The organism is Novosphingobium resinovorum, assembly GCF_027922145.1.
Lineage (GTDB): Bacteria > Pseudomonadota > Alphaproteobacteria > Sphingomonadales > Sphingomonadaceae > Novosphingobium > Novosphingobium resinovorum.
This window is the reverse complement of record NZ_BSFC01000007.1, coordinates 83,711-106,325: the sequence shown is the minus strand read 5'-3', so window position 1 is coordinate 106,325 and position 22,615 is coordinate 83,711. Positions and strand designations below refer to the sequence as shown.

Annotated in this window: 23 protein-coding genes; 12 read left to right on the top strand and 11 right to left on the bottom strand. The window is 67.2% G+C overall.

What is annotated here, in order from left to right:
* Nucleotides 1–40: 40 nt before the first annotated feature.
* Genes PKE80_RS04210 through rpe form a run of 3 tightly spaced genes read right to left on the bottom strand, consistent with a single transcriptional unit; the run spans nucleotide 41 to nucleotide 2,994 of the window.
* Complete coding sequence (locus PKE80_RS04210) at nucleotides 41–421, bottom strand: hypothetical protein (protein WP_271181421.1); 381 nt, start codon at nucleotides 419–421, stop codon at nucleotides 41–43.
* Between the two features lie 32 nt (nucleotides 422–453).
* Complete coding sequence (locus tag PKE80_RS04205; protein WP_271181420.1) at nucleotides 454–2,328, bottom strand: heparinase II/III family protein; 1,875 nt, start codon at nucleotides 2,326–2,328, stop codon at nucleotides 454–456.
* 3 nt (nucleotides 2,329–2,331) lie between these two features.
* The gene (rpe, locus tag PKE80_RS04200; protein ID WP_036525820.1) at nucleotides 2,332–2,994 is read right to left on the bottom strand and encodes a ribulose-phosphate 3-epimerase; all 663 of its coding nucleotides are present in this window, start codon (nucleotides 2,992–2,994) and stop codon (nucleotides 2,332–2,334) included.
* Nucleotides 2,995–3,239: 245 nt separating this feature from the next.
* Between rpe and PKE80_RS04195 the strand changes: the two genes are divergently transcribed.
* A complete protein-coding gene (locus PKE80_RS04195; protein ID WP_271181419.1) occupies nucleotides 3,240–3,761 on the top strand; it encodes a DUF2141 domain-containing protein in 522 nt (173 codons plus the stop codon).
* Between the two features lie 28 nt (nucleotides 3,762–3,789).
* On the opposite strand, the gene PKE80_RS04190 is transcribed toward PKE80_RS04195, so the two are convergent.
* From PKE80_RS04190 to PKE80_RS04180, 3 genes are all read right to left on the bottom strand, one after another.
* Nucleotides 3,790–4,554: a nucleotidyltransferase family protein gene (locus PKE80_RS04190; protein WP_271181418.1), complete on the bottom strand. Its 765-nt coding sequence runs from the start codon at nucleotides 4,552–4,554 to the stop codon at nucleotides 3,790–3,792.
* Complete coding sequence (locus tag PKE80_RS04185) at nucleotides 4,551–5,456, bottom strand: hypothetical protein (protein ID WP_271181417.1); 906 nt, start codon at nucleotides 5,454–5,456, stop codon at nucleotides 4,551–4,553. The genes PKE80_RS04190 and PKE80_RS04185 overlap by 4 nt, the downstream gene beginning before the upstream one ends.
* Nucleotides 5,457–5,521: 65 nt before the next feature.
* A complete protein-coding gene (locus PKE80_RS04180) occupies nucleotides 5,522–6,565 on the bottom strand; it encodes a diacylglycerol kinase family protein (RefSeq protein WP_271181416.1) in 1,044 nt (347 codons plus the stop codon).
* Nucleotides 6,566–6,727: 162 nt separating this feature from the next.
* Here PKE80_RS04180 and PKE80_RS04175 point away from each other — a divergent pair, with 162 nt between their 5' ends.
* Nucleotides 6,728–7,864: a CDP-alcohol phosphatidyltransferase family protein gene (locus PKE80_RS04175; protein ID WP_271181415.1), complete on the top strand. Its 1,137-nt coding sequence runs from the start codon at nucleotides 6,728–6,730 to the stop codon at nucleotides 7,862–7,864.
* 20 nt (nucleotides 7,865–7,884) lie between these two features.
* Nucleotides 7,885–8,316 (top strand): HIT family protein, encoded by a 432-nt coding sequence (locus tag PKE80_RS04170; protein ID WP_271181434.1) that lies wholly within the window; start codon nucleotides 7,885–7,887, stop codon nucleotides 8,314–8,316.
* Between the two features lie 130 nt (nucleotides 8,317–8,446).
* Here the strand turns inward: PKE80_RS04170 and PKE80_RS04165 are convergent, their stop codons facing one another.
* A complete protein-coding gene (locus PKE80_RS04165; RefSeq protein ID WP_271181414.1) occupies nucleotides 8,447–9,202 on the bottom strand; it encodes a phosphocholine cytidylyltransferase family protein in 756 nt (251 codons plus the stop codon).
* Nucleotides 9,203–9,351: 149 nt separating this feature from the next.
* Between PKE80_RS04165 and PKE80_RS04160 the strand changes: the two genes are divergently transcribed.
* Together PKE80_RS04160 and PKE80_RS04155 are read left to right on the top strand one after the other, a co-directional pair.
* Entirely contained in the window at nucleotides 9,352–10,719 is a 1,368-nt protein-coding gene (locus PKE80_RS04160) for a lipopolysaccharide biosynthesis protein (RefSeq protein WP_211149465.1), read from the top strand.
* Nucleotides 10,720–10,752: 33 nt separating this feature from the next.
* Nucleotides 10,753–11,973 (top strand): M20 metallopeptidase family protein, encoded by a 1,221-nt coding sequence (locus PKE80_RS04155; protein ID WP_271181413.1) that lies wholly within the window; start codon nucleotides 10,753–10,755, stop codon nucleotides 11,971–11,973.
* Between the two features lie 151 nt (nucleotides 11,974–12,124).
* Here PKE80_RS04155 and PKE80_RS04150 read toward each other — a convergent pair whose 3' ends face one another.
* On the bottom strand, nucleotides 12,125–12,415 hold the full coding sequence (locus PKE80_RS04150; protein WP_008829718.1) for a GNAT family N-acetyltransferase: 291 nt from the start codon (nucleotides 12,413–12,415) through the stop codon (nucleotides 12,125–12,127).
* A gap of 61 nt (nucleotides 12,416–12,476) precedes the next feature.
* On the opposite strand from PKE80_RS04150, the gene PKE80_RS04145 reads away from it, so the two are divergent.
* On the top strand, nucleotides 12,477–13,472 hold the full coding sequence (locus tag PKE80_RS04145) for a threonine aldolase family protein (RefSeq protein WP_271181412.1): 996 nt from the start codon (nucleotides 12,477–12,479) through the stop codon (nucleotides 13,470–13,472).
* Nucleotides 13,469–14,377 carry a DMT family transporter gene (locus tag PKE80_RS04140; protein ID WP_271181411.1) on the top strand — a complete coding sequence of 303 codons (909 nt, stop codon included), beginning with the start codon at nucleotides 13,469–13,471 and terminating at the stop codon, nucleotides 14,375–14,377. The genes PKE80_RS04145 and PKE80_RS04140 overlap by 4 nt, the downstream gene beginning before the upstream one ends.
* Here the strand turns inward: PKE80_RS04140 and PKE80_RS04135 are convergent.
* A complete protein-coding gene (locus tag PKE80_RS04135) occupies nucleotides 14,342–15,145 on the bottom strand; it encodes a Rossmann-fold NAD(P)-binding domain-containing protein (RefSeq protein WP_271181410.1) in 804 nt (267 codons plus the stop codon). The genes PKE80_RS04140 and PKE80_RS04135 overlap by 36 nt on opposite strands.
* A 171-nt stretch (nucleotides 15,146–15,316) precedes the next feature.
* On the opposite strand from PKE80_RS04135, the gene pepN reads away from it, so the two are divergent.
* Nucleotides 15,317–17,971: an aminopeptidase N gene (gene pepN, locus PKE80_RS04130; protein WP_271181409.1), complete on the top strand. Its 2,655-nt coding sequence runs from the start codon at nucleotides 15,317–15,319 to the stop codon at nucleotides 17,969–17,971.
* Nucleotides 17,964–18,734, top strand: coding sequence for a peptidoglycan editing factor PgeF (gene pgeF / locus PKE80_RS04125; RefSeq protein WP_271181408.1), 771 nt, complete (start codon nucleotides 17,964–17,966; stop codon nucleotides 18,732–18,734). The genes pepN and pgeF overlap by 8 nt, the downstream gene beginning before the upstream one ends.
* Before the next feature lie 115 nt (nucleotides 18,735–18,849).
* Here pgeF and PKE80_RS04120 read toward each other — a convergent pair whose 3' ends face one another.
* Together PKE80_RS04120 and PKE80_RS04115 are read right to left on the bottom strand one after the other, a co-directional pair.
* Nucleotides 18,850–19,287: a hypothetical protein gene (locus tag PKE80_RS04120; RefSeq protein WP_271181407.1), complete on the bottom strand. Its 438-nt coding sequence runs from the start codon at nucleotides 19,285–19,287 to the stop codon at nucleotides 18,850–18,852.
* Nucleotides 19,288–19,495: 208 nt separating this feature from the next.
* On the bottom strand, nucleotides 19,496–19,630 hold the full coding sequence (locus PKE80_RS04115) for a hypothetical protein (protein WP_271181406.1): 135 nt from the start codon (nucleotides 19,628–19,630) through the stop codon (nucleotides 19,496–19,498).
* A gap of 225 nt (nucleotides 19,631–19,855) precedes the next feature.
* Here PKE80_RS04115 and petA point away from each other — a divergent pair, with 225 nt between their 5' ends.
* Genes petA through PKE80_RS04100 form a run of 3 tightly spaced genes read left to right on the top strand, consistent with a single transcriptional unit; the run spans nucleotide 19,856 to nucleotide 22,580 of the window.
* Nucleotides 19,856–20,389 carry a ubiquinol-cytochrome c reductase iron-sulfur subunit gene (gene petA / locus PKE80_RS04110; RefSeq protein ID WP_008830913.1) on the top strand — a complete coding sequence of 178 codons (534 nt, stop codon included), beginning with the start codon at nucleotides 19,856–19,858 and terminating at the stop codon, nucleotides 20,387–20,389.
* 23 nt (nucleotides 20,390–20,412) lie between these two features.
* Nucleotides 20,413–21,714 carry a cytochrome b gene (locus PKE80_RS04105; RefSeq protein ID WP_008830912.1) on the top strand — a complete coding sequence of 434 codons (1,302 nt, stop codon included), beginning with the start codon at nucleotides 20,413–20,415 and terminating at the stop codon, nucleotides 21,712–21,714.
* A 26-nt stretch (nucleotides 21,715–21,740) separates the two neighbouring features.
* Entirely contained in the window at nucleotides 21,741–22,580 is an 840-nt protein-coding gene (locus PKE80_RS04100) for a cytochrome c1 (protein WP_271181405.1), read from the top strand.
* Nucleotides 22,581–22,615: the final 35 nt, after the last annotated feature.

Genomic DNA, 22,615 nt, shown 5'->3' with positions numbered 1-22,615 from the left:
GAGGCGGGCTTCCCTGGCGAGTGGCTCTTTGCGCGCGCCCTTAGGACGGCAGGGCCACGGGGGCAAGGGCGAGGCCGCTTTCCGGGGCGCGGGTTGGGCGGGGCGGTGAAGGAGCGTTAACCGCTGCCGCCCGCCGTTTTCGGCTAAGCCGCTGGAGCAGCGCGTGGAAACCCGAATTCTGGCTGCAGAGGGGGGTGATTGAAATCAAAGTAGAAACAACAATCCTGATCATCATGGCGTGCCTGGCCTTCACGACGCTTGTTCTCAAGATCGTGGAGATGAGCCGCAACAAGTGATGACGGGCGGGGGATGGGCTGGCACCTGTCCCCCAAACGGCGAAAGGCGCGCCACTGGCATGGCGCGCCTTTCTTTGTTCGAAGGTGATTTTCATCAAACCAGAAACAACAATGCCAATATACACGGCCCATCGGGGGCTTCAAGGCGCGGTTACCATCAATTCATCTTCTTGATGATCCACCCGAAAGTCCCGCCGCCGCGCGAGACCATGCCCTGCACGACGATCTGCTGCGTCGCCTGCGGGCGGCCCTGACCATCGACCCACAGCGAATCCTCGACCGTCATCTCGCCCTCGTCGGTTGCGGAGCGGAACTGCCAGTAGCTGCCGTCGGGCAGCGAGAGCCCGGCGCCCTTGCCGTCGGCGGTGAGGTTGACGTCCACCTCCGGGCCGAGGTGGAAGCGCACCGCGAAGCCGACCTTGCCGCGCTTGCCCTTCTTGCCCGCCGGAAGCAGCAGGTCTTCGCCGCGCAGTTCGCTGCCGTCGTCGCGCAGCAGCAGGATGCGCTGGTGGGTCAGGCCATAGCGGGTGGCGTAGCCGTTGTGGCTGGCCTCCAGCCGGGTGGCGTTGGAGCCGGTTTCCTGCGGCAGGGTCTTGCGATCAACCGCCACTTCGGTGACGCCTGATCCGATCATGCCGTTGATCAACACGGCCGTGGAATTCGCATCATCGAGGGTCAGCGTCGAATGCGCCGCCGTCGCGCGCAGGCCTTGCTCAAGCCGCACCGGAACCAGCCCGCCACCACTCGCCGCGCCGCCGCAGTTGACGACGATGCGGTGCATCCCGTGCGAGAACTCGAAGGCGAGCGTCGAGGCGCAGCCAAAGCGGGCCTGCGCGGGCATCGGCGGCGGCGCGGTGTCGAACTGCAGGATCGACTTGTGCGCGGAGACACGCTGGTAGCCCCATTGGCGCACGTCGCGTAGGGGGCGGGTGCGCACGCCGCTGGCCTGGATCAGCGCCTCGACGTCCGCGCCGTCGACGGCCCAGCCGCCCTGCCAGGAACCGAGGCCGCCGTCGCCGTGCGTCAGCGCCAGCAGCGGCGGCACCAGCAGTTCGACCACGCGCTCAACGGCGGGCGGGGCGTCGCGGCGGGTGGCGTGATAGCAGCCGCGCAGCCGCACCAGCAGTGCGATCGCCTCCATCTGCGCGAGCGGGCTGCGCGACAGGACGCCGCCGTCGTCGCCCATCAGTTCGCCGAGCGCTTTGATCAGCCCGGCCTCGCCATAAAGGCGGCGGGGGCGGCCGTCGGGCAGCAGCAGTCCCGCGGCAACGATGCCAACCCAGCCCGCCACTTCGGCAAGACCGTCCTCGGCATTGGTGACGTGGCGATCGAGCCAGCGCGCGGTCGCGGCGATGTGTGCCAGCGTGCGGATGCGCAGCGCCTTCTCGCCCGAGAGGATCAGCGGGGCATGGGCCAGCCAGTTGGCAAGGCGCGCGCCGGTGTTGCCCACGCTCCACGCCGGGCCTTTGCCCGGCTTTGTGGGGGGCTTGGGGTTGGCCTGAAGCCAGGCCATGAGCACGCGCTCTGCCACCGGCGCAGCCTGTTCGCGCGCGGCGCAGGCTTCGAGGTCGGTGAGCCACGAGAAGGAGTGAACGACCTTCTCCAGCGGCGGAGTGACCCGCGCGGCACCGGCGAAGTCGACTTGCGCGATCGGCGTCTTGGCGCCGTGGACGAGGAAGTGCCCGGCCCGGATCGCGGTGCCTGCCGCGCGGCTGCCGGGCAGGGTGTTGTTGACGGTCGCCAGCAGGCGGGTGCGCGCCTTCTTGCCCATCGGCCCGGACAGCATCGCGCCGGGCACGCCCATGCGATAGGCCATGCGGATCAGCCGCTCGCCAACGCCCACGGACGGCGGCGAGAAATCGACCAGCGCCAGTGCGCGGCCGGGTTCGATGTGGGGCGTTTCGGCCGGAGCGGGCGCGCGGTTGTCAGCAATTCCGGTCACGACACCCTCCTCAGTCTCACGCGACAGGGGAAGCGCCCGGGCGTTGTCCGGGTTCCATGCCGCCGGGCTGAAGCGGGTGTCGGCGCCCATGCCTTATTCGAGGCCCTTGAGGGTCTTGATGTTCGCCGCGTACTGCGACGGCCCGCCCTTGAAGGTCGCGGAGCCCGCCACCAGCACGTCGGCACCGGCCGAGACGCACAGCGGCGCCGTCTTGGCATCGACGCCGCCGTCGACTTCGAGACGGATGTCGCGGCCGGACTTATCGATCATCTTGCGTACGGCCTCGATCTTGCGAAGCTGGCTGGAGATGAAGCTCTGGCCGCCGAAGCCGGGGTTGACGCTCATGATCAGGACGAGGTCGATGTCGTCGATCAGGTAGTCCAGCATCTTGGCCGGGGTCGCCGGGTTCAGCGAGATGCCCGCCTTCTTGCCGAGGTTGTGGATCGTCTGCACCGTGCGGTGGACGTGCGGCCCGGCCTCAGGGTGGACGGTGATGTAGTCCGCGCCCGCGTCCGCGAAGGCTTCGAGATAGGCGTCGACCGGAGAGATCATCAGATGGACGTCGAAGGGCTTGGCGCTATGCGGGCGCAGGGCCTTCACCACGGCCGGGCCGATGGTGATGTTGGGGACGAAGTGGCCGTCCATGACGTCGACGTGGATCCAGTCGCAGCCTGCCTCGTCGATGGCGCGCACTTCCTCTCCGAGCCGGGCGAAGTCGGCGGACAGGATCGAAGGGGAAATCAGCGGAATTGTCATGGCGGGAAACGAACGCTCCTTTTCCCAGCGATACGCCACTACATCTTGGGGCGACAAGCGTATGGGGGTGCGTTTTCCACACGCCATCTTGTAGCAAGGCAGGCGACACGGCGTTTGCGCCCGGCCGGGCCTTGCGGGCGGTGAAACAGAAAGTTCAGTGCGGGTTCACCGCTTTTCGGGCACTTGGGCGGCATTGGAGGGTTTCAGGCTGCCAGTTTGCCGCAAACCCAGTAGACGGGAAAGAGATGATCAGGATCAACGCCTTGCTTCGCCGTACCAGCACCGCCGCCGCGCCTGTCATCGCACTTGCCGCGGTGGCCGGTCTCGCCGCGCCGGTTCCGGCGCTGGCCCAATACCGCAATGAAATTCCCAACGAGATGCGCCGCTGCCAGTCCGACAAGGGGCCGGCGATGATGGTCACCGTGGACGGCATCAAGTCCTCCTCGGGCAACCTGCGCGTCCAGTCCTACCGGGCGACTTCGGCCGAATGGCTGGTCAAGGGCAAGTGGCTCTCGCGTATCGAGGTTCCGGCGCGGGCCGGCTCCATGACGTTTTGCGTGCCGCTGCCCGCTTCCGGCACTTACGGCGTTGCGGTGCGGCATGACGTCAACGGCAATGGTGAGACGGATATCCGCACGGATGGCGGGGCGATGTCGAACAACCCGGCGATCACCATCTTCAACCTCGGCAAGCCCAGCTACACCAAAGTCGGCGTGCCGGTGGGCGAGGGCGTGAAGTCGATCCGGATACAGATGAAGTATATGTGAGGGCGCCGCCCCCGGGGCTTCGACGGGCTCAGGTTGTCCAAGCCCCGGCGCGCCCACCCATTATCGCCCGCGCATCGACAAGGTCCGAGGGCTTGTCCACGTCCACCGCTGCAAGCCCGTCCCTCGCGGCGACGAGGCTGGCGGTGACGCCGATCTTGCGGCCCAGCCGACCAATCGCGTCGGCGAGCGTCAGGCGGCCGAGCGCGTAGCCGAGCAGCATCCCCACGCCCAACCGGGCCGCGATGCGCCAGGGGCGCTTGCGGTCGGCCTCGACCATCTTCCAGGTATCGATCGCCAGACCCGCGCGAGGGCTCGCCAGCAGAAACAGGTTGCAGCCCGACCAGTGGCCGTCGGCGAAGCGCAGATATGTCCGGCGGCTGCCGGGCATGGCGGCCTCGATCGTCTCGCGCCGGGCCAGGAGGATGGCGACGTCGCTGCCCGCCGGCGTGTCGGCGAGGAAATCTCGGACCCACTCGGGCTTCAGCAGCGCATGGTCGCTGGTGGTGACCAGCAATGGTGCGCCGAGCGTATCCAGCCCGATAGCGACGCTCGCGCTGGGACCCGTGCCTGTGGCGAGCACCTCGCAGCCGAGTTCCGCGGCGAGATCGCGCACGTGCGGATCGCTGGCGGAAACGGCGATCCGTGCGATCCCGGCCTCGCGCAGTGCGACGACGACGTGGGCGAGCATCGGCTTGCCCGCTATCTCGACCAGCGACTTGTGCGCGACGCCTTCGGCCTCGGCGACGGGGTCGGGCGCGCCGGGGCGCGATCCGGCGAGGATCAGGGCGTTCATGCGGTCTTCTCCCGTTTGCCGCGCCAGACCTGCCAGAGAACGCCGGGGGCGGCGAGGATCGGGTGACGCTCGCGCCAGGGGGTGATCTTCACGGGGACGCCGGTGTGGCGCTCGATCTTCCAGGCGGCGTAGCGGGCCGCGCCTTCGAACGTCGTCGATGCCTTGAGCAGGCGCAGGACATTGTAGGGCTTGCCCAGCCGCCGCCGCCGTGCCCACCAAGAGAGGATGCGCGTCCGTTCGTTCGCGGGGAGGGTGGGGTGCAGGCGGTCGCCGTCCTGCGTGAAGGCGATCCCGGCACCGTCCAGCGCGAGCGGCAGCAGTCCGTCGAAATGCGCGCGGTTGGCGGCGAGGATCGAATCCTCGCGGCCCGCCTTCTCGACACGGAATTCTGCGGCGTAAGTCGCGCGGAACAGGGCGCGCCAGTAGTCCTCGGGCGCTCCCGCGTCAGGCCCCAGCGCTACGGCGAGGCGCGCCGCCGTGCGGGCGGCGCCTGCGACGGCCTGCGCGATCGCGGCTCCGGCGGCCGCGTCGCGCTGCCAGGCGAGAGCGCTCGGCTGCACGAAGCGTGCCCAGATGGTGGTATCGACGCGCTCTCCGGCGGCGGCAGCGCGGAAGGTCTCCAGCGCCATCGTCGCGACCTTGGCGCGTAACGGAACACCGTCGTGCGTCCATTCGTGATAGCTCACGCGCGGCCAGATCCGCTCGACCTGAGCGCCCGGCAGCAGGACGTAGAAGTCCAGCACGCCCTCCAGCGATCCGGTGCGCAGGTTCGATCCGTAGAACAGCACGCCCAGCGCATCCGCCGCCTGGGCCAGTTTCCCGGCAAAAGCGCGCACTTCGGGCACGACCTCGCGCGTCAGGGCAGAGGCGATGCGGTCATCGAGAGGGGAATGCGCGATCATTGCCGCGTCAATCGGACAGGCCAGCCGCAATTACAAGGTGCCAGTTGGAACCCGGCCGTCAGGCGTCAGGGGACGACGAAGTTGATCTGCGGCCCTTCCTCGAGCACGTAGCGACCGGCCGGGAAAGCCTCACCGTCGAGGATGAAGGTGCCGCCAATGTCCATGTCGACTTCGCTGGCGCTCACGCGGTGCGCGCCCTTGCGGGCGAACAGCTTGAGGTTCAGGCCGAACATCATCGCGGGCAGCAGCGCCACCAGCCAACGGATCGGCCAGTCCATCACTGCCAGCTTGAGTCCCGGCGCCGGATTGCGCCCGAAAGGCTTTGCGCCGAGCGGGAAGCGCTCGAAGGTGGTGGCGATCGTCAGGTAGCGCTCGTCGGCACTGCCCTTGCCCATGTAAGGCAGGTGCTCGCCGGTGCGGCGATCGACGATGCGGGTCGGAGTGCAGGCGCGCCAGGCGTTGCGGGCGCCGCCGAACAGGGTCTGCAGCACGCCCCACAGAATGGTGAGGCCGACCGCGAAGCTGTTGAACAGGCCGCGGCGGTGCGCTTCCTGCCCGGCCTCGGTCGCGAGCGAAAAAGCGCCGGTGCCCAGGATGAAACCCTGCACGCAGCGCGCGGAGCCGTCAGCGGGCGAAATCCGCAGCGGGCTGCGCGAGATCGTGCGGCCACGATGGGCGGAAGCCAGTGCTTCGGCCAGCGACCACTTGCCCGGCAGGCCAAGATCGACCGCCAGCGCGTTGGTCTTGCCTTTGGGCAGCACGATGAAGGTGGGCCAGTCGTTTCCGAAGATGTCCGCGCCGGCCGAGAGCACGTCACGCACGGTGCCGTCGCCGCCGTCGACCACGAGGTAATCGATCCCGCGCCGTGCGAACTCCGCCAGCGTATAGTGCAGTTCCTCGCGCGTGGAGGGGGTCTGCGTCAGGATATTGGAGCAATCGGCCATCTCGGGCTTGATGCCCTTGTTGCGATGGCTACGGGGATTGCGGACGATGCCGACCAGCGGAACCGCACGGCCACGGCGGACGGGGCGCACCGTGCGCGCGCCATCGCGGCGACCAAGCTCGCCGAAGATCGGCAGCGTCTCGAAGGTGTGAATGCTTCCGTGCACGGCGCACCATGTAGTGTCACCGGCCCGGAAAATCACCCAGAAATATGCTCTGACACATTTGAGTTACAGTTTAATGGCGCTTGTTACCGTATCGACACGCTTGTGGCCGAACCGGGGCAGCCGCGATTGTCACCCGGTGCGCAAGGCACTACGTGGCGGTCCATGGTCCAGAATACGCAAGTGCTGCCGGTGGTCACGATCGGCGAAAATCCCGTCAAGCTATGGGGTCTGAGCCCGTCCGTGCGGGTCGGCCGGATCGCCCGCGCCGCCGGTCTCGAACCGGTCGATGCGGTGCCCGAAGGTGCGGCTGTCCTCTCCAACGCGGCTTTCGCGTGGGATCCGGCGTGGTTCGGAAACATCACCGGGCGGCCGGGCATGGTGCTGACTCTGGGCGGTGTTCCGGCGCTTGCCCATGCTGCAAATGCACATCAGACGGCGCGAGTCGCCGAGGCGATGGCGGCAGGCGTTTCGTTGGCTGATTCGACCGGGTTCGACGTCGTCGCCTACGAAGACGGCCCGACCATTGAGAACAAGCAGCTTCGCAAGCGCGAGACGCCGTTCCTCATGGCCCTGACGTCCGCGACGTTGCGCCAGATCGAGCGGGCCAGTTATTTCGGCGCCTACAAGGGCGTGACCGACGTGCTGACCAAGTACCTGTGGCCGGAGTGGGCGCTGGTGCTCACCCGCATCTGCGCGAAGCTGGGCGTGACGCCGAACATGGTCACCACGGTGGGCGCGGTGTTCTGCGTGGTCGCGACGGTGCTCTTCGCTTACGGGCATTACTGGCTGGGCATGGCGCTGGGCCTCGTGTTCATGGTGCTCGACACCGTGGACGGCAAGCTGGCGCGCTGCACGATCACCTCCTCGGCGTGGGGCAATGTGTTCGACCACGGCATGGACCTCGTCCATCCGCCGTTCTGGTGGTGGTTCTGGGCAACCGGTCTCGGCGCCTGGGGCCTTGCCTATGATCCCACGACTTTCTGGTGGGTGCAGGGCGCGATCCAGGGCGGCTACTTGGTGCAGCGGCTGATCGAGGGCGCCTTCATGCGCCAGAACGGGCTGATGCACATCCACGTGTGGCGGCCGTTCGACAGCAAGTTCCGCCTGATCACGGCGCGCCGCAATCCGAACATGGTGATCCTCTTCGTGGCGATGGTGTTCTCGCGGCCCGACCTCGGCCTGATCGCGGTGGCCTGGTGGACGGCCCTGTCGTGCCTGATCCACGCCGTGCGGCTGGTTCAGGCATGGATCGTGCGGGCGCGCGGTGGCACGATCACCTCCTGGCTGGCGGAAGGCTGAAGATCATGAACGCGACGCCTGTGAACGCTACAATCGAGAAGTTCGGCTGGCCCGCGACGCTGGTGGCGGAGTTCGACCACTGGGTCGTGCTGGCCCGCCCGGCGCAGCCGACCCTCGGCTCGCTGGTGCTGGCGGCGAAGAGCGATGTCACCGCCTTCGGCGACCTTCCGGCCGAGGCGCATGCCGAACTGAAGCGCGCGACCGGCGCCGTCGAGGCGGGGCTGGGTAAGGCGGTCGGCTATGCCAAGCTCAACTACCTGATGCTGATGATGGTGGACCCGCATGTCCACTTCCACGTCATCCCCCGCTACGAAGGCGCGCGCGAGTGGCAGGGGCGTGAGTTCGTCGACTGCGGCTGGCCCAAGGTGCCGGACCTCGGCCATGCGGTGGCGCTGGAAGGCGCGGACCTCGATGCGCTGGTGACGTGGTTGAAGGGGTTTTTCGAGGGCTGATGCCCACCCCGTCCGGCTAGATCGCTTCGCTCTCAAGCCTTCCGGCCCTCCCGCACGCGGGAGGGCGAAACGATGGGCTCTCATCCCCTCCCGCGTGCGGGAGGGGGCAGGGGTGGGCTTCCCCCTTACCTCACCACGTATCGGTCAGCTTCGTCGCGATCTCGATGTCGTTGAGGAAGTCCACCTCGGCCCAGTCCAGCCCCTCGATCGAAACCGTGCCGACCTTGCCGGTGGGCGCGATCGAATCGATGACCTTGAGATACCAGTGCTGGACGCCCTCGGGCGTGCGCATCGCCTGGCGCACGGTCTCGCGGAACAAGTCCGCGCCTTCGCCCCGGAATGCGAGGAAGCCGATCGATTCGGAATTGGACTGCGCCGCCGTCAGCGTCTTGCCGATGTGGATCAGGCGGCCTTCGGGGCTGCGTTCCACCTTCATGTCGTCGCTGTCGTAGCCGTCCGCCTTGACGTCCACCGTCACGGTGATCGGCCAGGGCTTGCCGTCGGGACCGGCCGCGCCCTGCTGGACCGTGCGCACGATCTCTTCCGACACCAGCGTGTCGCCGTTGAGGATCATAAAGTCACCGCGCATCGCCTCGCGCGCGATCCAGCATGAACCGAGGTTGTCGGCCACCTTGAAGAAGGGATTGAATCGCACCGTGATTTCCACGCGCGGGTCGCGGATGGAATTGAGGTGATCCTCCAGCATGTCGGTCATGAAGCCGGTGACCACATCGATCCGCTTGACCCCGCCGCGCGCCAGCATCTCGATCTGCCACTCGATCAGCGAGCGGCCGGAGAAGTCGATCAGGCACTTGGGACGCTCGGCCGTGAGAGGGAGCAGGCGCGAGCCCTGGCCGGCGCTGAGGAGGATTGCGTGTTCGATCATGTGTCATTCAGTCTGCTTGGGGGAAGGGGCCATCTAGCGACTGCACTGCGAAAGGGAAAGCTCTGGCGGGGCGACCCGAGCCGGCCATACGTACAAGAAGAGCGAGCCCACCCTTGCAACTGACAGCCCCCTCGTCCAAATGCGAGCCAATGTCCGCCAAACGCTACCGCCAGGAGAGTGCATCTCCGCTAGGGCGGATACTCCAGAACACCGCCTGGCTGCTCGGCGGCAAGGGCTTCGGCGCGATTTGCGGGCTGGCGTACCTCGCCATCCAGACGCGCACCCTCGGCCTCAAGGATTTCGGCCACTTCTCGCTGATCTTCGGCACCGCGCAGGCGCTGACCTCGCTCGCAGGCTTCCAGACCTGGCGAGTCGTCGTGCGCTACGGGTCGGAGCACGTCCACGCGAAGGACTGGGAGAAGTTCGGCCGCCTCGGCATGCTGTGCGGGGTGATCGATGCGGTCGGTGCGATTCTCGGCTGCGGGCTGGCGGCGATCCTGATCTTCGGCTTTGCGCATCTGCTCGAACTCAACCCCAGCTTCATCCATATCGCGTTCTGGTATTGCGTGGGCTCGCTCTGGGCGCTGGTTTCGGCCCCGACCGGGATCGTGCGCGCGCTCAACCGGTTCGACATGGCCGTCTATGTGGAGGCGATCGTGCCGAGCGGGCGCCTCGTCGCCGCGCTGATCATCTGGTTCACCGGGCCGACCGTTGGCCGGTTCCTGGCGGCCTGGGCCGCAATCGATATTCTCGAGGCCATCCTCTACTGGACCATGGCCCGCCGCCTCAGCCCGCAGGCGGTGCGGATTTCCTACCTCTTCCAGCTGCGCCGCGCGATCCGGGAGAACCCGGGCGTCACCCAGTTCTTCTTCGTTACCTACATGGGCTCGGCCATCGATGCGGCCATGAAGAACGGCCCGCTGCTGGTCGTCGGCGGCTGGGTCGGCACCAAGGCGGCGGGCCTCTATCGCCTCGCCTCGCAGCTGTCGCAGGCGCTGAGCAAGCTCTCCACGCTGCTGACCCGCTCGGTCTATGCCGAAGTGGCCCGCGTCCGCGTCGCCTCCAAGGCCGAGGAATTCCGCAAGCTGGCGCTCCAGACCAGCCTGATCGCGGGCGGTGCGGGCCTTGCCGTGGTGGCGGTCGCGTATTTCCTCGGCGAACAGCTGCTGGCGATGATCGGCGGCGATGCCTTCGAAAGCGGCGCCTCGATCCTCATCCCGCTGGCCGTGGCCGCCAGCTTCGACCTTGCCAGCGTGGCGTTCGAGCCGGTGCTGCACTCGACCGGCAAGGCGCGCCAGTCGCTCGTCGCGCGCCTGATCGCGCTGGCGGCGCTGGGCGTGGGCCTGTGGCAGTTCATCCCCATCGGCCCGAGCGGCGCGGCCTGGGCCGTGGCGCTGGCGGGGGCGACCTCCTACGTCGCCATGGGCGTGATGGCGTGGCATACGCTGCGTCAGGTCGATGCGGGCAAGATCATGGTGGGCCTGCCCGATGACGTCGAGGTCGGGCCGGAGGAGTAACCCCGGCTCGACAGCGAAGCGTCCGCGCGTATCATGCGCGGTATGACTCTCGTTGCCGAAGCCGCCGCCCTTTCCGACAGCATCGTCGCCTTGCGCCGTGCGATCCACGCCGAGCCCGAAATCGGCCTCCACACCCCGAAGACGCGCGACAAGATCCGCGAGGCGCTGGCGCACCTGCCCCTCGAATGGGCGGAAGGGCCGTCCACCACCGGCCTCGTCGCGACGCTCAGGGGCGGCGCGGGAAAGGGCCGCTCGGTGCTGCTGCGCGGCGACATGGACGCGCTGCCGATGCCCGAGGAAACCGGGCTGGACTTCGCCTCCATCATACCCGGCGTCATGCACGCCTGCGGCCACGACACCCACGTCGCCATGCTTGCCGGGGCCGCGCAGTTGCTCTGCGCGCAGGCCGACCGGCTGGCGGGCGAGGTCCGCTTCATGTTCCAGCCCGGCGAGGAAGGTTACCACGGCGCGCGCTTCATGCTGGAGGACGGCCTGCTCGGCGGTGAGGGCTTCGACCGGCCGCTGCCTGACGCGGCCTTTGCGCTCCACGTCATGCCCAATGCGCCCCACGGCCTGATCGGCGGGCGCGCGGGCGCTCTGCTGGCGGCGGCGGACCAGCTCAGGATCACCGTGACCGGGCGCGGCGGCCATGCCTCGATGCCGCACGATACGATGGACCCGGTGCCGATCGCCTGCGAGATCGTCGGCGCCATCCAGACCATGGTGGCGCGCCGGTTTAGCGTGTTCGATCCCGTCGTCGTCACGATCTCGAAGATCGAAGCGGGCACCGCGCACAACGTCATCCCCGACACCGCGACCATGACCGGCACCATGCGCACGCTTTCCGCCGCCAACCGCGCGCGGCTGAAGGACGAACTGCCGCTGCTCGCCGCCGGGATCGCGGGCGCGCACGGGCTCAAGGCCGAGGTCGAGGTGATCGAGGGCTTCCCGGTGACCCTGTGCGACCATGGCGCCGTCGATTTCGGCGAGGCCGTCGCCCGCGACCTGCTGGGCGAGGCGGCGTTCCTGCGCCTCGCCGACCCGATCATGGGAGCGGAGGACTTCGCCTACGTGCTGGAGAAAGTGCCCGGCGCGATGTTCTTCCTCGGCGTCAGCCACGAGGGCGCGGATTGGCGCCAGTGCTGCGGCATCCATTCGACGCGCATGATGGTCGACGAAAGCGTGATGCCGCGCGGCGCGGCCTTCCTCGCCGAGCTGGCGACGCGGTTCCTGGCGGATGGGTGGGGAGGGTAAGCAACCTCCCCCTCGTTCGTCATTGCGAGCGTAGCGAAGCAATCCAAGGCGGCGCTGAATTGCCCTGGATTGCTTCGCTACGCTCGCAATGACGAACGAGGGGAGTGGGACTAATGACGAGGGGAGTGGGCCAGGGCCGACCCCAGCGCCCTCACGCCTTCACGTCCGCCCATTCCGGATGCCGCTTGAACGCCACCGCGACGTAGCTGCATGCCGGCTCGATCTTGAAGTGGTTCTCGCGTGCATCGGCGACCATCGCCTCGACCAGCCGCATCGCGACGCCGCGCCCGCCGATCGCCTCGGGGACCAGTGTGTGGTCGGCAGAGCGCACCAGGCCGCGTTCGGTCCATGTCAGGCGGCCGATATGCTCGCTGTCCGCGACGTGGGCGTGGTACTCTCCGGCCGAGCCGAACTCGTGCTTGGTAATGGTGACGCCGACCATGGGGCGGTTCTCCTCGTTGCGCGCTTGACGGGGCGTGCGCGCGCTCACAGGGCATATGGCCATGCAGTTCACGTCCGACAATGCCGCCGCCGTCCATCCCGCCGTCTGGAAGGCGATGATGGCCGCCGATGCGCCCGACGCGCCCTATGACAACGACGCGCTGAGCCAGCGCCTCGACGCCACGTTCTCGGCGCTGTTCGGGCGCGAGTGCGCGGTGCTGTGGGTGGCGAGCGGGACCGCCGCCAACTGCCTTGCCCTCGCCGCCATGACGTCGCCGCACGGCGCCGTCGTCTGCCACCGCGAGGCGCATATCGAGATGGACGAGGCGGGCGCGCCGGGCTTCTTCCTTCACGGCGCCAAGCTGCTGCTGGCGGACGGGGCCAGCGCCAAGGTCACGCCTGAAACCCTCGCCGCCGTGATCGATCCGATCCGCGACGACGTCCATCAGGTCCAGCCCCATGCGATCTCGATCACGCAGGCGAGCGAGTACGGCTGCGTCTACCGTCCCGAGGAAGTCGCCGCGATCGCCGCTTTCGCGCAGGCGCGCGGCCTTGGCCTGCACATGGACGGCGCGCGTTTCGCCAATGCGACGGCGTATCTGGGCTGCTCTCCCGCCGAGGCCGCAGGCGCGGTCGATGCGCTGAGCTTCGGCTTCGTCAAGAACGGCGGCATGGGCGCGGAGGCCATCGTCTTCTTCGACGTCGAGGCCGCGCGCACGATCCGCTACCGCCGCAAGCGCGCCGGGCACCTGCAGTCCAAGGGCCGCTTCATGGCCGCGCAGATCCTCGCGATGCTGGAGGGCGACTTGTGGCTGGGCAACGCGCGCGCCGCCAATGCCGCCGCCGCCGAAATCGCCGCTGCCGCGCCGGGCCGCCTGCTCCATCCGGTAGAGGCCAACGAGATCTTCCTCACCTGCACCGCCGCCGAGCGCGAGGCGCTGCGTGCGCAAGGCTTCGCCTTCTACGACTGGGGCGCCGATGCCGCGCGGCTGGTGACGTCGTGGGATGCGAAGGACGCGCATGTCTCCGCCCTCGCCAGGGCATTGGCCGGGCTGTGACCGAGGCGCAGGAGCCCGCTTCCCGAGGCAAGGTGATCTTCGCCTTCCTCGTCGTCACGGCGATCTGGGGCTCGACCTGGCTGGTGATCAAGGATCAGGTCGGATCGGTGCCGCCGACATGGTCGATCACGTACCGCTTCGCGCTGGCGGGCGCGGGAATGCTGGCGCTCGCGCTGCTGCGGCGCGACAGTCTGCGCCTTTCGCGGCAGGGGATGGGGCTGGCGCTGCTGGTCGGGCTGAGCCAGTTCGTGTGCAACTTCCAGTTCGTCTACCAAGCTGAGATCCACCTGACCTCGGGGCTGGTCGCCGTCTGCTATGCGCTGCTGATGCTGCCCAATGCGGTGCTGGCGCGGATATTCCTCGGCCAGAAGGTGACGCCGGGCTTCGTCGCGGGCTCGCTGGTGGCGATCGCGGGCATCGCGCTTCTGATGGTCCACGAATACCGCAGCGCCCCGCCCGAGGGCCGCGTCGCGCTCGGCGTGCTGATGACTTGCGCGGGCATCCTCAGCGCCTCCACCGCCAACATCCTGCAGGGCACGAGCGTCGGCCGCGCGCAGCCGATGGTGCCGATGCTGGCATGGGCGATGCTGCTGGGCGCCGCGATCGACGCCTGCTGGAGCCTCGCCACCGTCGGCGCGCCGGTGATGGAGACGCGCTGGGAATACCTCGCCGGGATCGCCTACCTGGCGATCGCCGGATCGGTGGTGACTTTCCCGCTCTACTTCATGCTGATCCGCGAACTCGGCCCCGGGCGCGCGGCCTACAACGGCGTTGCGGTGCCGGTGGTGGCGATGGGACTCTCGACCCTGTTCGAAGGCTATCGCTGGACCGGCCTTGCGGTCGGCGGCGCGGTGCTGGCGCTGGCGGGGCTAGTGATCGCGCTGGCGGCGCGCAAGCGCGGCTAGGCCCTCGACATAAGTGGGGTAGCGCGGCCGCCAGCCGAGCACGCGCTTTGCCCTACCGTTCGCGACGCGCCGGTTCTCCGCGTAGAACGCCCGCGCCATGGGCGACAGCTCAGCCTCCTCCAGCGATTGCAGCGGCGGCAGCGGCGTCCCGGTAAGGCGGCAGGCTTCCTCCACCAGCAGGTTCTGCGCGCAGGGCAGGTCGTCGGCGAGGTTGTAGGCGCCCGGTTGAGCGCCGATCCCGGCCAGCACCCCGCTCGCGATGTCCTTGACATGGACGCGGCTGAACACCTGATCGGGCATGTCGATCCGATGCGCGCGGCCCAGCGCCAGCCGTTCCAGTATCGAGCGGCCGGGGCCGTAGATCCCCGGAAGGCGATAGACCCGCGCGCCCAGCGCCAGCCATGCCGCATCGGCTTCGGCCCGCGCCGTGCGGCGGCCGGTGCCGACAGGCGCGCTCTCGTCCACCCACGCGCCGCCGGTGTCGCCGTAGACGCCGGTGGAGGACAAGTACGACAGCGCCTTTCCCCTTAGCGCATCGCCATAGCGCTCGAGCACGAAGTCCAGCGGCTCGCCCCGCCCCTCACGTCCCGGCGGGACCGAGGAGAGCACGTGATCAGCATCCGCCAGAGCAAGGCGCACACTGCCCTCGTCGTCGAAGGCAAGGGTGCCCTCGCTGCCGGTCGAGACCACTTCCCAGCCCTGCACTTCGAACAGCGAGGCGATGAAACCGGCCGTATAGCCGAGACCGAAGATGAACAGGCGGCGCATGGTCCATAGCTAGCGAAGGTGGAGCGCGATGCCCACCCCGCTGCGACTAACTCAGCCTGCAGCTTCGCAAGTCTCGCTCCCCTCCCGCTTGCGGGAGGGGTTGGGGGTGGGCGGATCGCCAATGACGAATCCCCCGCTGGCAATCGGCCGCCGAGCCTCTAAGTAACAGGCATGGACATCGCCAGCAGACCCTCCGAGCCCGCCGAGAACACTCAAGTGGCGGATGCCGCGCCGCCGCTCGCCGCGCCTCCGGTGATCCGGCGCGAGGATTACCTGCCGCCCGCATGGCTGGTGCCTAAGGTCGCGCTGGATTTCCGCCTCGGCCTCGACGCCACTAAGGTCGTCGCCAAGCTCTCGGTCGCGCGCAATCCCGCAGGAAACGGCGCTTCGACGTTGCGCCTCAATGGCGACCAGATCGCCCCGCTGGCGGTCCGGGTGGACGGGCTCGACGTCAACGACTGGCGCCTCGACGGCTCCGACCTCCTCGTCGAACTGAACGGCGAGGCGCATGAGGTCGAGGTCGAAACCGCGCTCAATCCCGCCGCGAACAGCCAGCTCATGGGCCTCTATGCCTCGAACGGGATGCTCTGCACCCAGTGCGAGGCGGAGGGCTTCCGCCGCATCACCTTCTTCCCCGACCGGCCCGACGTGCTCTCCACCTACTCGGTGCGGATGAGCGGCGAGAAGGCGCAGTTCCCCATCCTCCTCGCCAACGGCAACTGCACCGCCAGCGGCGAGGGCGAGGACGGCACGCATTGGGCCGAATGGCACGATCCCTGGCCCAAGCCGAGCTACCTCTTCGCACTGGTAGCAGGAGACCTCGTCGCCAATCACGCGGAATTCACCACCATGGGCGGCCGCAAAGTCGACCTCAATATCTGGGTCCGCCCGGGTGACGAGGACCGCACCCAGCATGCAATGGATTCCCTCGTCAATTCCATGAAGTGGGACGAGGAAGCGTTCGGGCGTGAGTACGATCTGGACTTGTTCAACATCGTCGCCGTGTCCGATTTCAACATGGGCGCGATGGAGAACAAGGGCCTCAACGTCTTCAACACGCGCTATGTTCTGGCCGACCCCGAGACCGCGACGGACGGCGATTACGATGCCGTCGAAGGCGTGATCGGGCACGAATACTTCCACAACTGGTCGGGCAACCGCGTGACCTGCCGCGACTGGTTCCAGCTGAGCCTCAAGGAAGGCTTCACCGTGCTGCGCGACCAGCTGTTCAGCGCCGACATGGGCAGTGAGGCGGTCAAGCGGATCGAGGACGTGCGCGTCCTGCGCATCGCCCAGTTCCCCGAGGATTCCGGCCCGCTGGCGCACCCGATCCGGCCCGATTCCTTCCAGGAAATCAGCAACTTCTACACCGCGACGATCTACAACAAGGGCGCCGAGGTGATCCGCATGATGCGCACCATGGCGGGCCTCGAACGGTTCCGCCAGGGCACCGACCTCTACTTCGAGCGCCACGATGGCGAGGCCGCGACCTGCGAGGATTTCGTCAAGGCGATCGAGGATGGCGCCAGGCTCGATCTCACGCAGTTCCGCCTGTGGTACTCGCAGGCCGGCACGCCGCAGGTTGCTGCTGAGATGGCACACAACGGCACCCAAACGGTACTCAAGCTCACCCAGACCGTCCCCGCCACCCCCGGACAGCCCGAAAAGCAGGCCATGCCGATCCCCTTGCGCGTCGCCCTGTTCGACCGCGACACCGGCGCGCATTCGGGCGAGCAGTTGATCGTCCTCGACAAGGACAGCCAGACCTTCACCTTCGACGGTTTCACGCAGCCGCCGGTGCTGTCGATCAATCGCGGCTTCTCCGCGCCGGTGGCGATCGAGTTCGAACGCGACAGCGCGGACCTCGTGTTCCTCGCCGCGCATGACGATGATCCCTTCGCCCGCTACGAGGCGATGCAGGGCCTCGTAGTCCAGCATCTCGTCGCCGCGGTCTCGGGCAAGCTCGACGATGCGGCGCGGGCCGAGGGCCGGGCGGCGATCGGCGAGGCTTACGGTTCGGTGATCGCCGACCCCGCGCTCGACGACCTGATGCGCGGCGAGCTGATGATCCTGCCCGCCGAGACCTACCTTGCCGAGCAGCTCCCCGTCTCCGACCCCGGCGCGATCCATGCCGAGCGCGAGGCGCTGAAGGCATGGCTGGGCCGCGAACTCACCGGTCCGCTTAAGGCGCTCCACGACCGCGCCGTCGCCGTGCCCTATTCGCGCGAGGCGGCCGCGCGCGGTGCCCGCAAGATCAAGACGCAGGCGCTGGTGCTGATCGCCTGCGGCGACCCGGCCGAGGGCGCTAGCCGTGCCTTCGCGCAGTACCAGGCGGCCGACAACATGACCGACCGTCAGGGCGCGCTCATGGTCCTCGCCAGCCTCGACGCGCCCGAGCGCGAGACGGCGCTGACCGACTTCCACGATCGCTACGAAGGCAATGCCCTCGTCATCGACAAGTGGTTCTCGCTCCAGGCGGGCGCGCTGAACCCGAAAGTGCTGGAGCACATCGCGGCGCTGGCGCAGCACGCAGACTTTACCATGACCAACCCCAACCGCGTGCGGGCGCTCTACATGGCGGCGGCAGCGAACCCCAAGGCGTTCCACGACGCCAGCGGCGAGGGCTACCGCATGATCGGCGACCTGATCCGCCGCCTCGACCCGATCAACGCGCAGACGGCGGCGCGCTTCGTGCCCTCGCTCGGCCGCTGGCGCCGGATCGAGCCGGTCCGCGCGGCGATGATGCGCGCCGAACTGGAGCGCATCGCGGCACTGCCCGACCTTTCGCGCGACGTGCGCGAGCAGGTGTCGAAGTCCCTTGGCTGAGCCGGTCGAAGTCAACCGCGCCGCCCTGCTCGAAGGTATCTCCCACGGCTTCCTCGGCCGCCGGGGCGGGGTGAGCGAGGGCGAGGTGGCGGGCCTCAACGTCGGGCGCGGTTCGGGCGACGACCTTGACCTCGTCGAGCGCAACCGTGCGCTGGCGGCCGAAGCGGTGCTGCCCGGCGCGCGGCTGGTCACGGTCTATCAGGTCCACTCGGCCGACTGCGCGGTGCTGGGCGGGGAACCATGGTCCGAGGAAGACCGCCCCAAGGCCGACGCCATCGTCACCGACCGGCCCGGCGCGGTGCTGGGCATCCTCACCGCCGACTGCGCGCCGGTGCTCTTCGCCGACCGCGAGGCAGGCGTGATCGGCGCGGCCCATGCCGGCTGGCGCGGGGCGCTGGGCGGCGTCACCGATTCCACCATCGCCGCGATGGAGGCCCTCGGCGCCCGGCGGGAAAGCATCGTCGCGGCGGTAGGTCCATGCATCGCGCAGGATTCCTACGAGGTGGACGCGGCGTTCCGCGAGCGCTTCCTCGCCGACGACCTGCCCAATGCGCGGTTCTTCCAGGAAGAGCGGCCGGATCATTTCCAGTTCGACCTCGAAGGCTACGTGCTGTGCCGGTTACGCCTCGCCGGGATCGCGCATCCCGAGGGGCTGCGGCTGGATACCTATGCCGAGCCCGAGCGGTTCTACTCCTTCCGCCGCGCCACCCATCGCGGGGAACTGAGCTACGGGCGGCAGATTTCGCTGATCGGGTTGGGCTGAGGGCGTACCTCCGTCATTGCGAGCGCAGCGAAGCAATCCAGGGCGGCGTCATACTGCCCTGGGTTGCTTCGCTACGCTCGCAATGACGAACTTGGTGGTCGGCAACTTACGCCCCTTAGCGGACTTCGCGTGAAGGTGGTGGACCGGCCTTTTCCCATTCCGCTGCGGTGTACTCAACGCACGGTATCAAGGTGCTACACCTATATCGCTCGCCAACCGCGCGACGAATAACGGCAACACGATCTCGATCAGATGCAAGGTCAACCACGAAGGCAATTCCCGGCCGAGGATCAAGTTGCGCATTGTCTTCAAGGTAATCGAACACAGTTTCGTCGCTGGTTAACTTACCATTCCAAAAGAGCTGATTGTCACGAATCTCCAAGAGATTCACGGTGGCCAGCTCGCCAAATTCGCACCCCTGCCGTTGCCAACCTGATGGTGATGGGTGGCAGTTAGGCCGACCCCCATTTTGCGTTAGCGATCTTTCACCACTATCCGCGCTCGAATTGCTTGTCAGATGAGCGACGGCCATGATGAAAGTAACGAATGTCATGCGGCGGAATGCTATCATGTGAATGGCAGCAATCCACCCAAATTCGCCGTCACCCTGAACTTGTTTCAGGGTCCAACAGGCCGATCGCCCAGTTCATGAGCGACTAAATCGACGGGGCGGTTTTGACCTTCCAGCGATGGCACCAACTGCGCGATGGATCCTGAAACAAGTTCAGGATGACGAAGGGCAGGGGCGCAACATCGGCGTCTCACTGATAGGCCCCCAACCCGCTCAGGCTGAGCTTGTCGAAGCCCCCCGAGGCCGAGCGCTGCGGCCTGCCATGCTTCGGCAGCCCGAACGCGCCATCGCCACCGTCCCACCCCGAAATCACCGGTATCGCCAAGCCGATCGGCCTAACTTCCGTCCGTTACAGTAGCTTGCCTTGACCAAAATCAAGGTTGGCACAGGCGACGTTCATGTATAACAGAAGCCCCAAAGTCGGGAGATTCATGGGTTTTGCCCATGGTTCGTGAGCCGACACGGGGGATACCAGGATACCATTCGGTCTGATAGACCTTCTGCCGCACCTCCGGCAGAGAGGGTTGTCGAAAGCAAGGCAAGGGCAAACATGGCAGAAACAGAGGGCGTAAGGCGGCGCGATTTCATCAACATCGCCGCAGTCAGCGCTGCAGGCGTTGCAGGAATCGGGATCGTCGTCCCGCTCGTGAGCCAGATGTCGGCATCGGCCGACGTTCTCGCGGCATCTTCCACCGAAATCGATATCTCGGCGATCCAGCCCGGACAGGCGATCAAGGCGGTGTTCCGCAAGCAGCCCGTCTTCGTGCGCAACCTGACCCCGCATGAGATCGAGGCCGCCAACAAGGTCGATGTCGCCTCGCTGCGCGATCCCCAGACGCTGGAGGAGCGCACCAAGGAGGGCAAGGAGAACTGGCTCATCACCATGGGCGTGTGCACCCACCTCGGCTGCGTGCCGCTGGGCGCCGGCGAAGGTGAAGTGAAGGGCGAGTTCGGCGGCTACTTCTGCCCCTGCCACGGTTCCGCCTACGATACCGCGGCGCGCATCCGCAAAGGCCCCGCGCCCAAGAACCTCGAGGTGCCGAAGTACGAGTTCTCGTCCGACACCGTCGTCAAAATCGGCTGAGCCCAAGAGAGAGGATCAAGAACATGAGCTTTCCCTGGGCAAAGCACTACACCCCCGCGCATCCCTTCATGAAGTGGATGGACGACAGGCTGCCGATCCCGCGCCTCGTCTACAATGCCGTGGGTGGTGGCTACGAGGTTCCGCGCAACCTCAACTATTTCTGGAACTTCGGTTTCCTTGCGGGGCTCTGCCTCGTGCTGCAGATCGTCACCGGCATCGTCATGGCCATGCACTACGCGGCCAATACCGCCGTGGCGTTCGACACCATCGAGATGACCGTGCGCGACGTGAACTGGGGCTGGCTGATGCGCTATGCGCACGCCAATGGCGCCTCGGCCTTCTTCGTCGTCATCTACATCCACATCTTCCGCGGCTTCTACTACGGCTCGTACAAAGCGCCGCGCGAAATGGTGTGGCTGCTGGGCGTGGTGATCTTCCTGCTGATGATGGCCACCGCCTTCATGGGCTACGTGCTTCCCTGGGGCCAGATGAGCTTCTGGGGCGCCAAGGTCATCACCGGCCTGTTCGGCGCGATCCCCTTCGTGGGCGAGCCGTTGCAGCAGTGGCTGCTGGGCGGTTTCGCGCCTGACAACGCTGCGCTCAACCGCTTCTTCTCGCTGCACTATCTGCTGCCCTTCGTGATCCTGGGCGTGGTGATCCTGCACATCTGGGCACTGCACATCCCCGGCTCGTCGAACCCGACCGGCGTGGAAGTGAAGTCCAGCTCGGACACGGTGCCGTTCTACCCCTTCTACGTCGCCAAGGACGGCTGGGCGATCGGCGTCTTCGCGATCCTCTTCGCGATCGCGGTGTTCTACTTCCCCAACGCGCTCGGTCACCCGGACAACTATATCCCGGCGAACCCGATGAGCACGCCCGCGCACATCGTGCCCGAATGGTACTTCTGGCCGTTCTACGCGATCCTCCGCGCCTTCACGCAGGACTTCTTCTTCATCCCAGCCAAGCTGATGGGCGTGCTCGCCATGTTCGGCGCGATCCTGGTGTGGTTCTTCCTGCCCTGGCTCGACAAGTCGCCGGTGCGTTCGGGCGGCTACCGTCCGCTGTACCGCAAGTTCTTCTTCTTCGGCTTGATCCCGGCGATGCTGGTGCTGTTCTACTGCGGCGGCGCCGCGGCGGCGGAGCCCTACGTGATGATCTCGCAGCTGGCGGCGCTCTACTACTTCGCGCACTTCCTCATCATCATCCCGGTGGTCTCGGCGATCGAAAAGCCGCTGCCGCTGCCGTTCTCGATCACCGAATCGGTGCTCGGCAAGGATGACGAGGCCGTACTCGACGTTTCCGCCGCCCCGGCTTCGGCCGTCTGATCCAGCCAGAACGAAAGACGAAAGACATGGCACGCATTCTCTCGATCCTCGTCGGGCTGTTCTTCACGGTCGCGCTGGCGTGGTCGTTCGGCAAGGGCGCCTACACGCAGATCACCGAACCGCCCGCAGCGACTGCCGAGCACGAGTTCCACCTGCACCCCAAGGAACTCCACCTCGCCAGCGACGGCCCCTTTGGCAAGTTCGACAAGCAGCAGCTGCAGCGCGGCTTCCAGATCTACAAGGAAGTCTGCTCGGCCTGCCACTCGCTCAGCCACGTCGCCTTCCGCGACCTGGCGGCGCTGGGCTATTCCGAAGGCCAGGTGAAGGCCATCGCGGCGGGCTTCCAGGTCCCCGGCGTGGACCCCACCACCGGCGAGGCGAACACCCGTCCGGGCCTGCCGACCGACTACTTCCCCAAGCCCTTCGCCAACGACACGGCCGCGCGCGCAGCGAACAACAACGCGATCCCGCCGGACCTTTCGCTGATGACCAAGGCGCGCCACGAAGGCGGCCCCTACGTCTACTCGCTGCTGACCGGCTTCCAGGCCCAGCCCGCCGCGCTGCTGAAGGAGTTCCCGGACGCCAAGACGCCTGACGGCCTGCACTACAACCCGTACTTCGCGAACCTCAACCTCGCGATGGCGCCGCCGCTGACTGCCGACGGTCAGGTGGAATCCAGCCCGGGCAACCCGAAGCCGACGGTCGACCAGATGGCGAAGGACGTCTCGGCCTTCCTCGTCTGGACCGCCGAACCGAAGCTGGAGAAGCGCAACCAGACCGGCCTTGCCGTGGTGCTCTTCCTGATCTTCGCGACGGTGCTGGGTTATATGTCCTACCGCAACATCTGGGCGGGCAAGAAGCACTGAGCCCACCCATTTCGTCATTGCGAGGGGTGTAAGCC

What these genes read in the sequence shown, in the direction of transcription:
- PKE80_RS04205 (WP_271181420.1), bottom strand. Translation starts at nt 2,328, where the DNA reads ATGGGCGCCGACACCCGCTTCAGCCCGGCGGCATGGAACCCGGACAAC.
- rpe (WP_036525820.1), bottom strand. Translation starts at nt 2,994, where the DNA reads ATGACAATTCCGCTGATTTCCCCTTCGATCCTGTCCGCCGACTTCGCC.
- PKE80_RS04195 (WP_271181419.1), top strand. Translation starts at nt 3,240, where the DNA reads ATGATCAGGATCAACGCCTTGCTTCGCCGTACCAGCACCGCCGCCGCG.
- PKE80_RS04190 (WP_271181418.1), bottom strand. Translation starts at nt 4,554, where the DNA reads ATGAACGCCCTGATCCTCGCCGGATCGCGCCCCGGCGCGCCCGACCCC.
- PKE80_RS04185 (WP_271181417.1), bottom strand. Translation starts at nt 5,456, where the DNA reads ATGATCGCGCATTCCCCTCTCGATGACCGCATCGCCTCTGCCCTGACG.
- PKE80_RS04175 (WP_271181415.1), top strand. Translation starts at nt 6,728, where the DNA reads ATGGTCCAGAATACGCAAGTGCTGCCGGTGGTCACGATCGGCGAAAAT.
- PKE80_RS04165 (WP_271181414.1), bottom strand. Translation starts at nt 9,202, where the DNA reads ATGATCGAACACGCAATCCTCCTCAGCGCCGGCCAGGGCTCGCGCCTG.
- PKE80_RS04160 (WP_211149465.1), top strand. Translation starts at nt 9,352, where the DNA reads ATGTCCGCCAAACGCTACCGCCAGGAGAGTGCATCTCCGCTAGGGCGG.
- PKE80_RS04155 (WP_271181413.1), top strand. Translation starts at nt 10,753, where the DNA reads ATGCGCGGTATGACTCTCGTTGCCGAAGCCGCCGCCCTTTCCGACAGC.
- PKE80_RS04150 (WP_008829718.1), bottom strand. Translation starts at nt 12,415, where the DNA reads ATGGTCGGCGTCACCATTACCAAGCACGAGTTCGGCTCGGCCGGAGAG.
- PKE80_RS04145 (WP_271181412.1), top strand. Translation starts at nt 12,477, where the DNA reads ATGCAGTTCACGTCCGACAATGCCGCCGCCGTCCATCCCGCCGTCTGG.
- PKE80_RS04135 (WP_271181410.1), bottom strand. Translation starts at nt 15,145, where the DNA reads ATGCGCCGCCTGTTCATCTTCGGTCTCGGCTATACGGCCGGTTTCATC.
- pepN (WP_271181409.1), top strand. Translation starts at nt 15,317, where the DNA reads ATGGACATCGCCAGCAGACCCTCCGAGCCCGCCGAGAACACTCAAGTG.
- PKE80_RS04120 (WP_271181407.1), bottom strand. Translation starts at nt 19,287, where the DNA reads ATGACATTCGTTACTTTCATCATGGCCGTCGCTCATCTGACAAGCAAT.
- petA (WP_008830913.1), top strand. Translation starts at nt 19,856, where the DNA reads ATGGCAGAAACAGAGGGCGTAAGGCGGCGCGATTTCATCAACATCGCC.
- PKE80_RS04105 (WP_008830912.1), top strand. Translation starts at nt 20,413, where the DNA reads ATGAGCTTTCCCTGGGCAAAGCACTACACCCCCGCGCATCCCTTCATG.
- PKE80_RS04100 (WP_271181405.1), top strand. Translation starts at nt 21,741, where the DNA reads ATGGCACGCATTCTCTCGATCCTCGTCGGGCTGTTCTTCACGGTCGCG.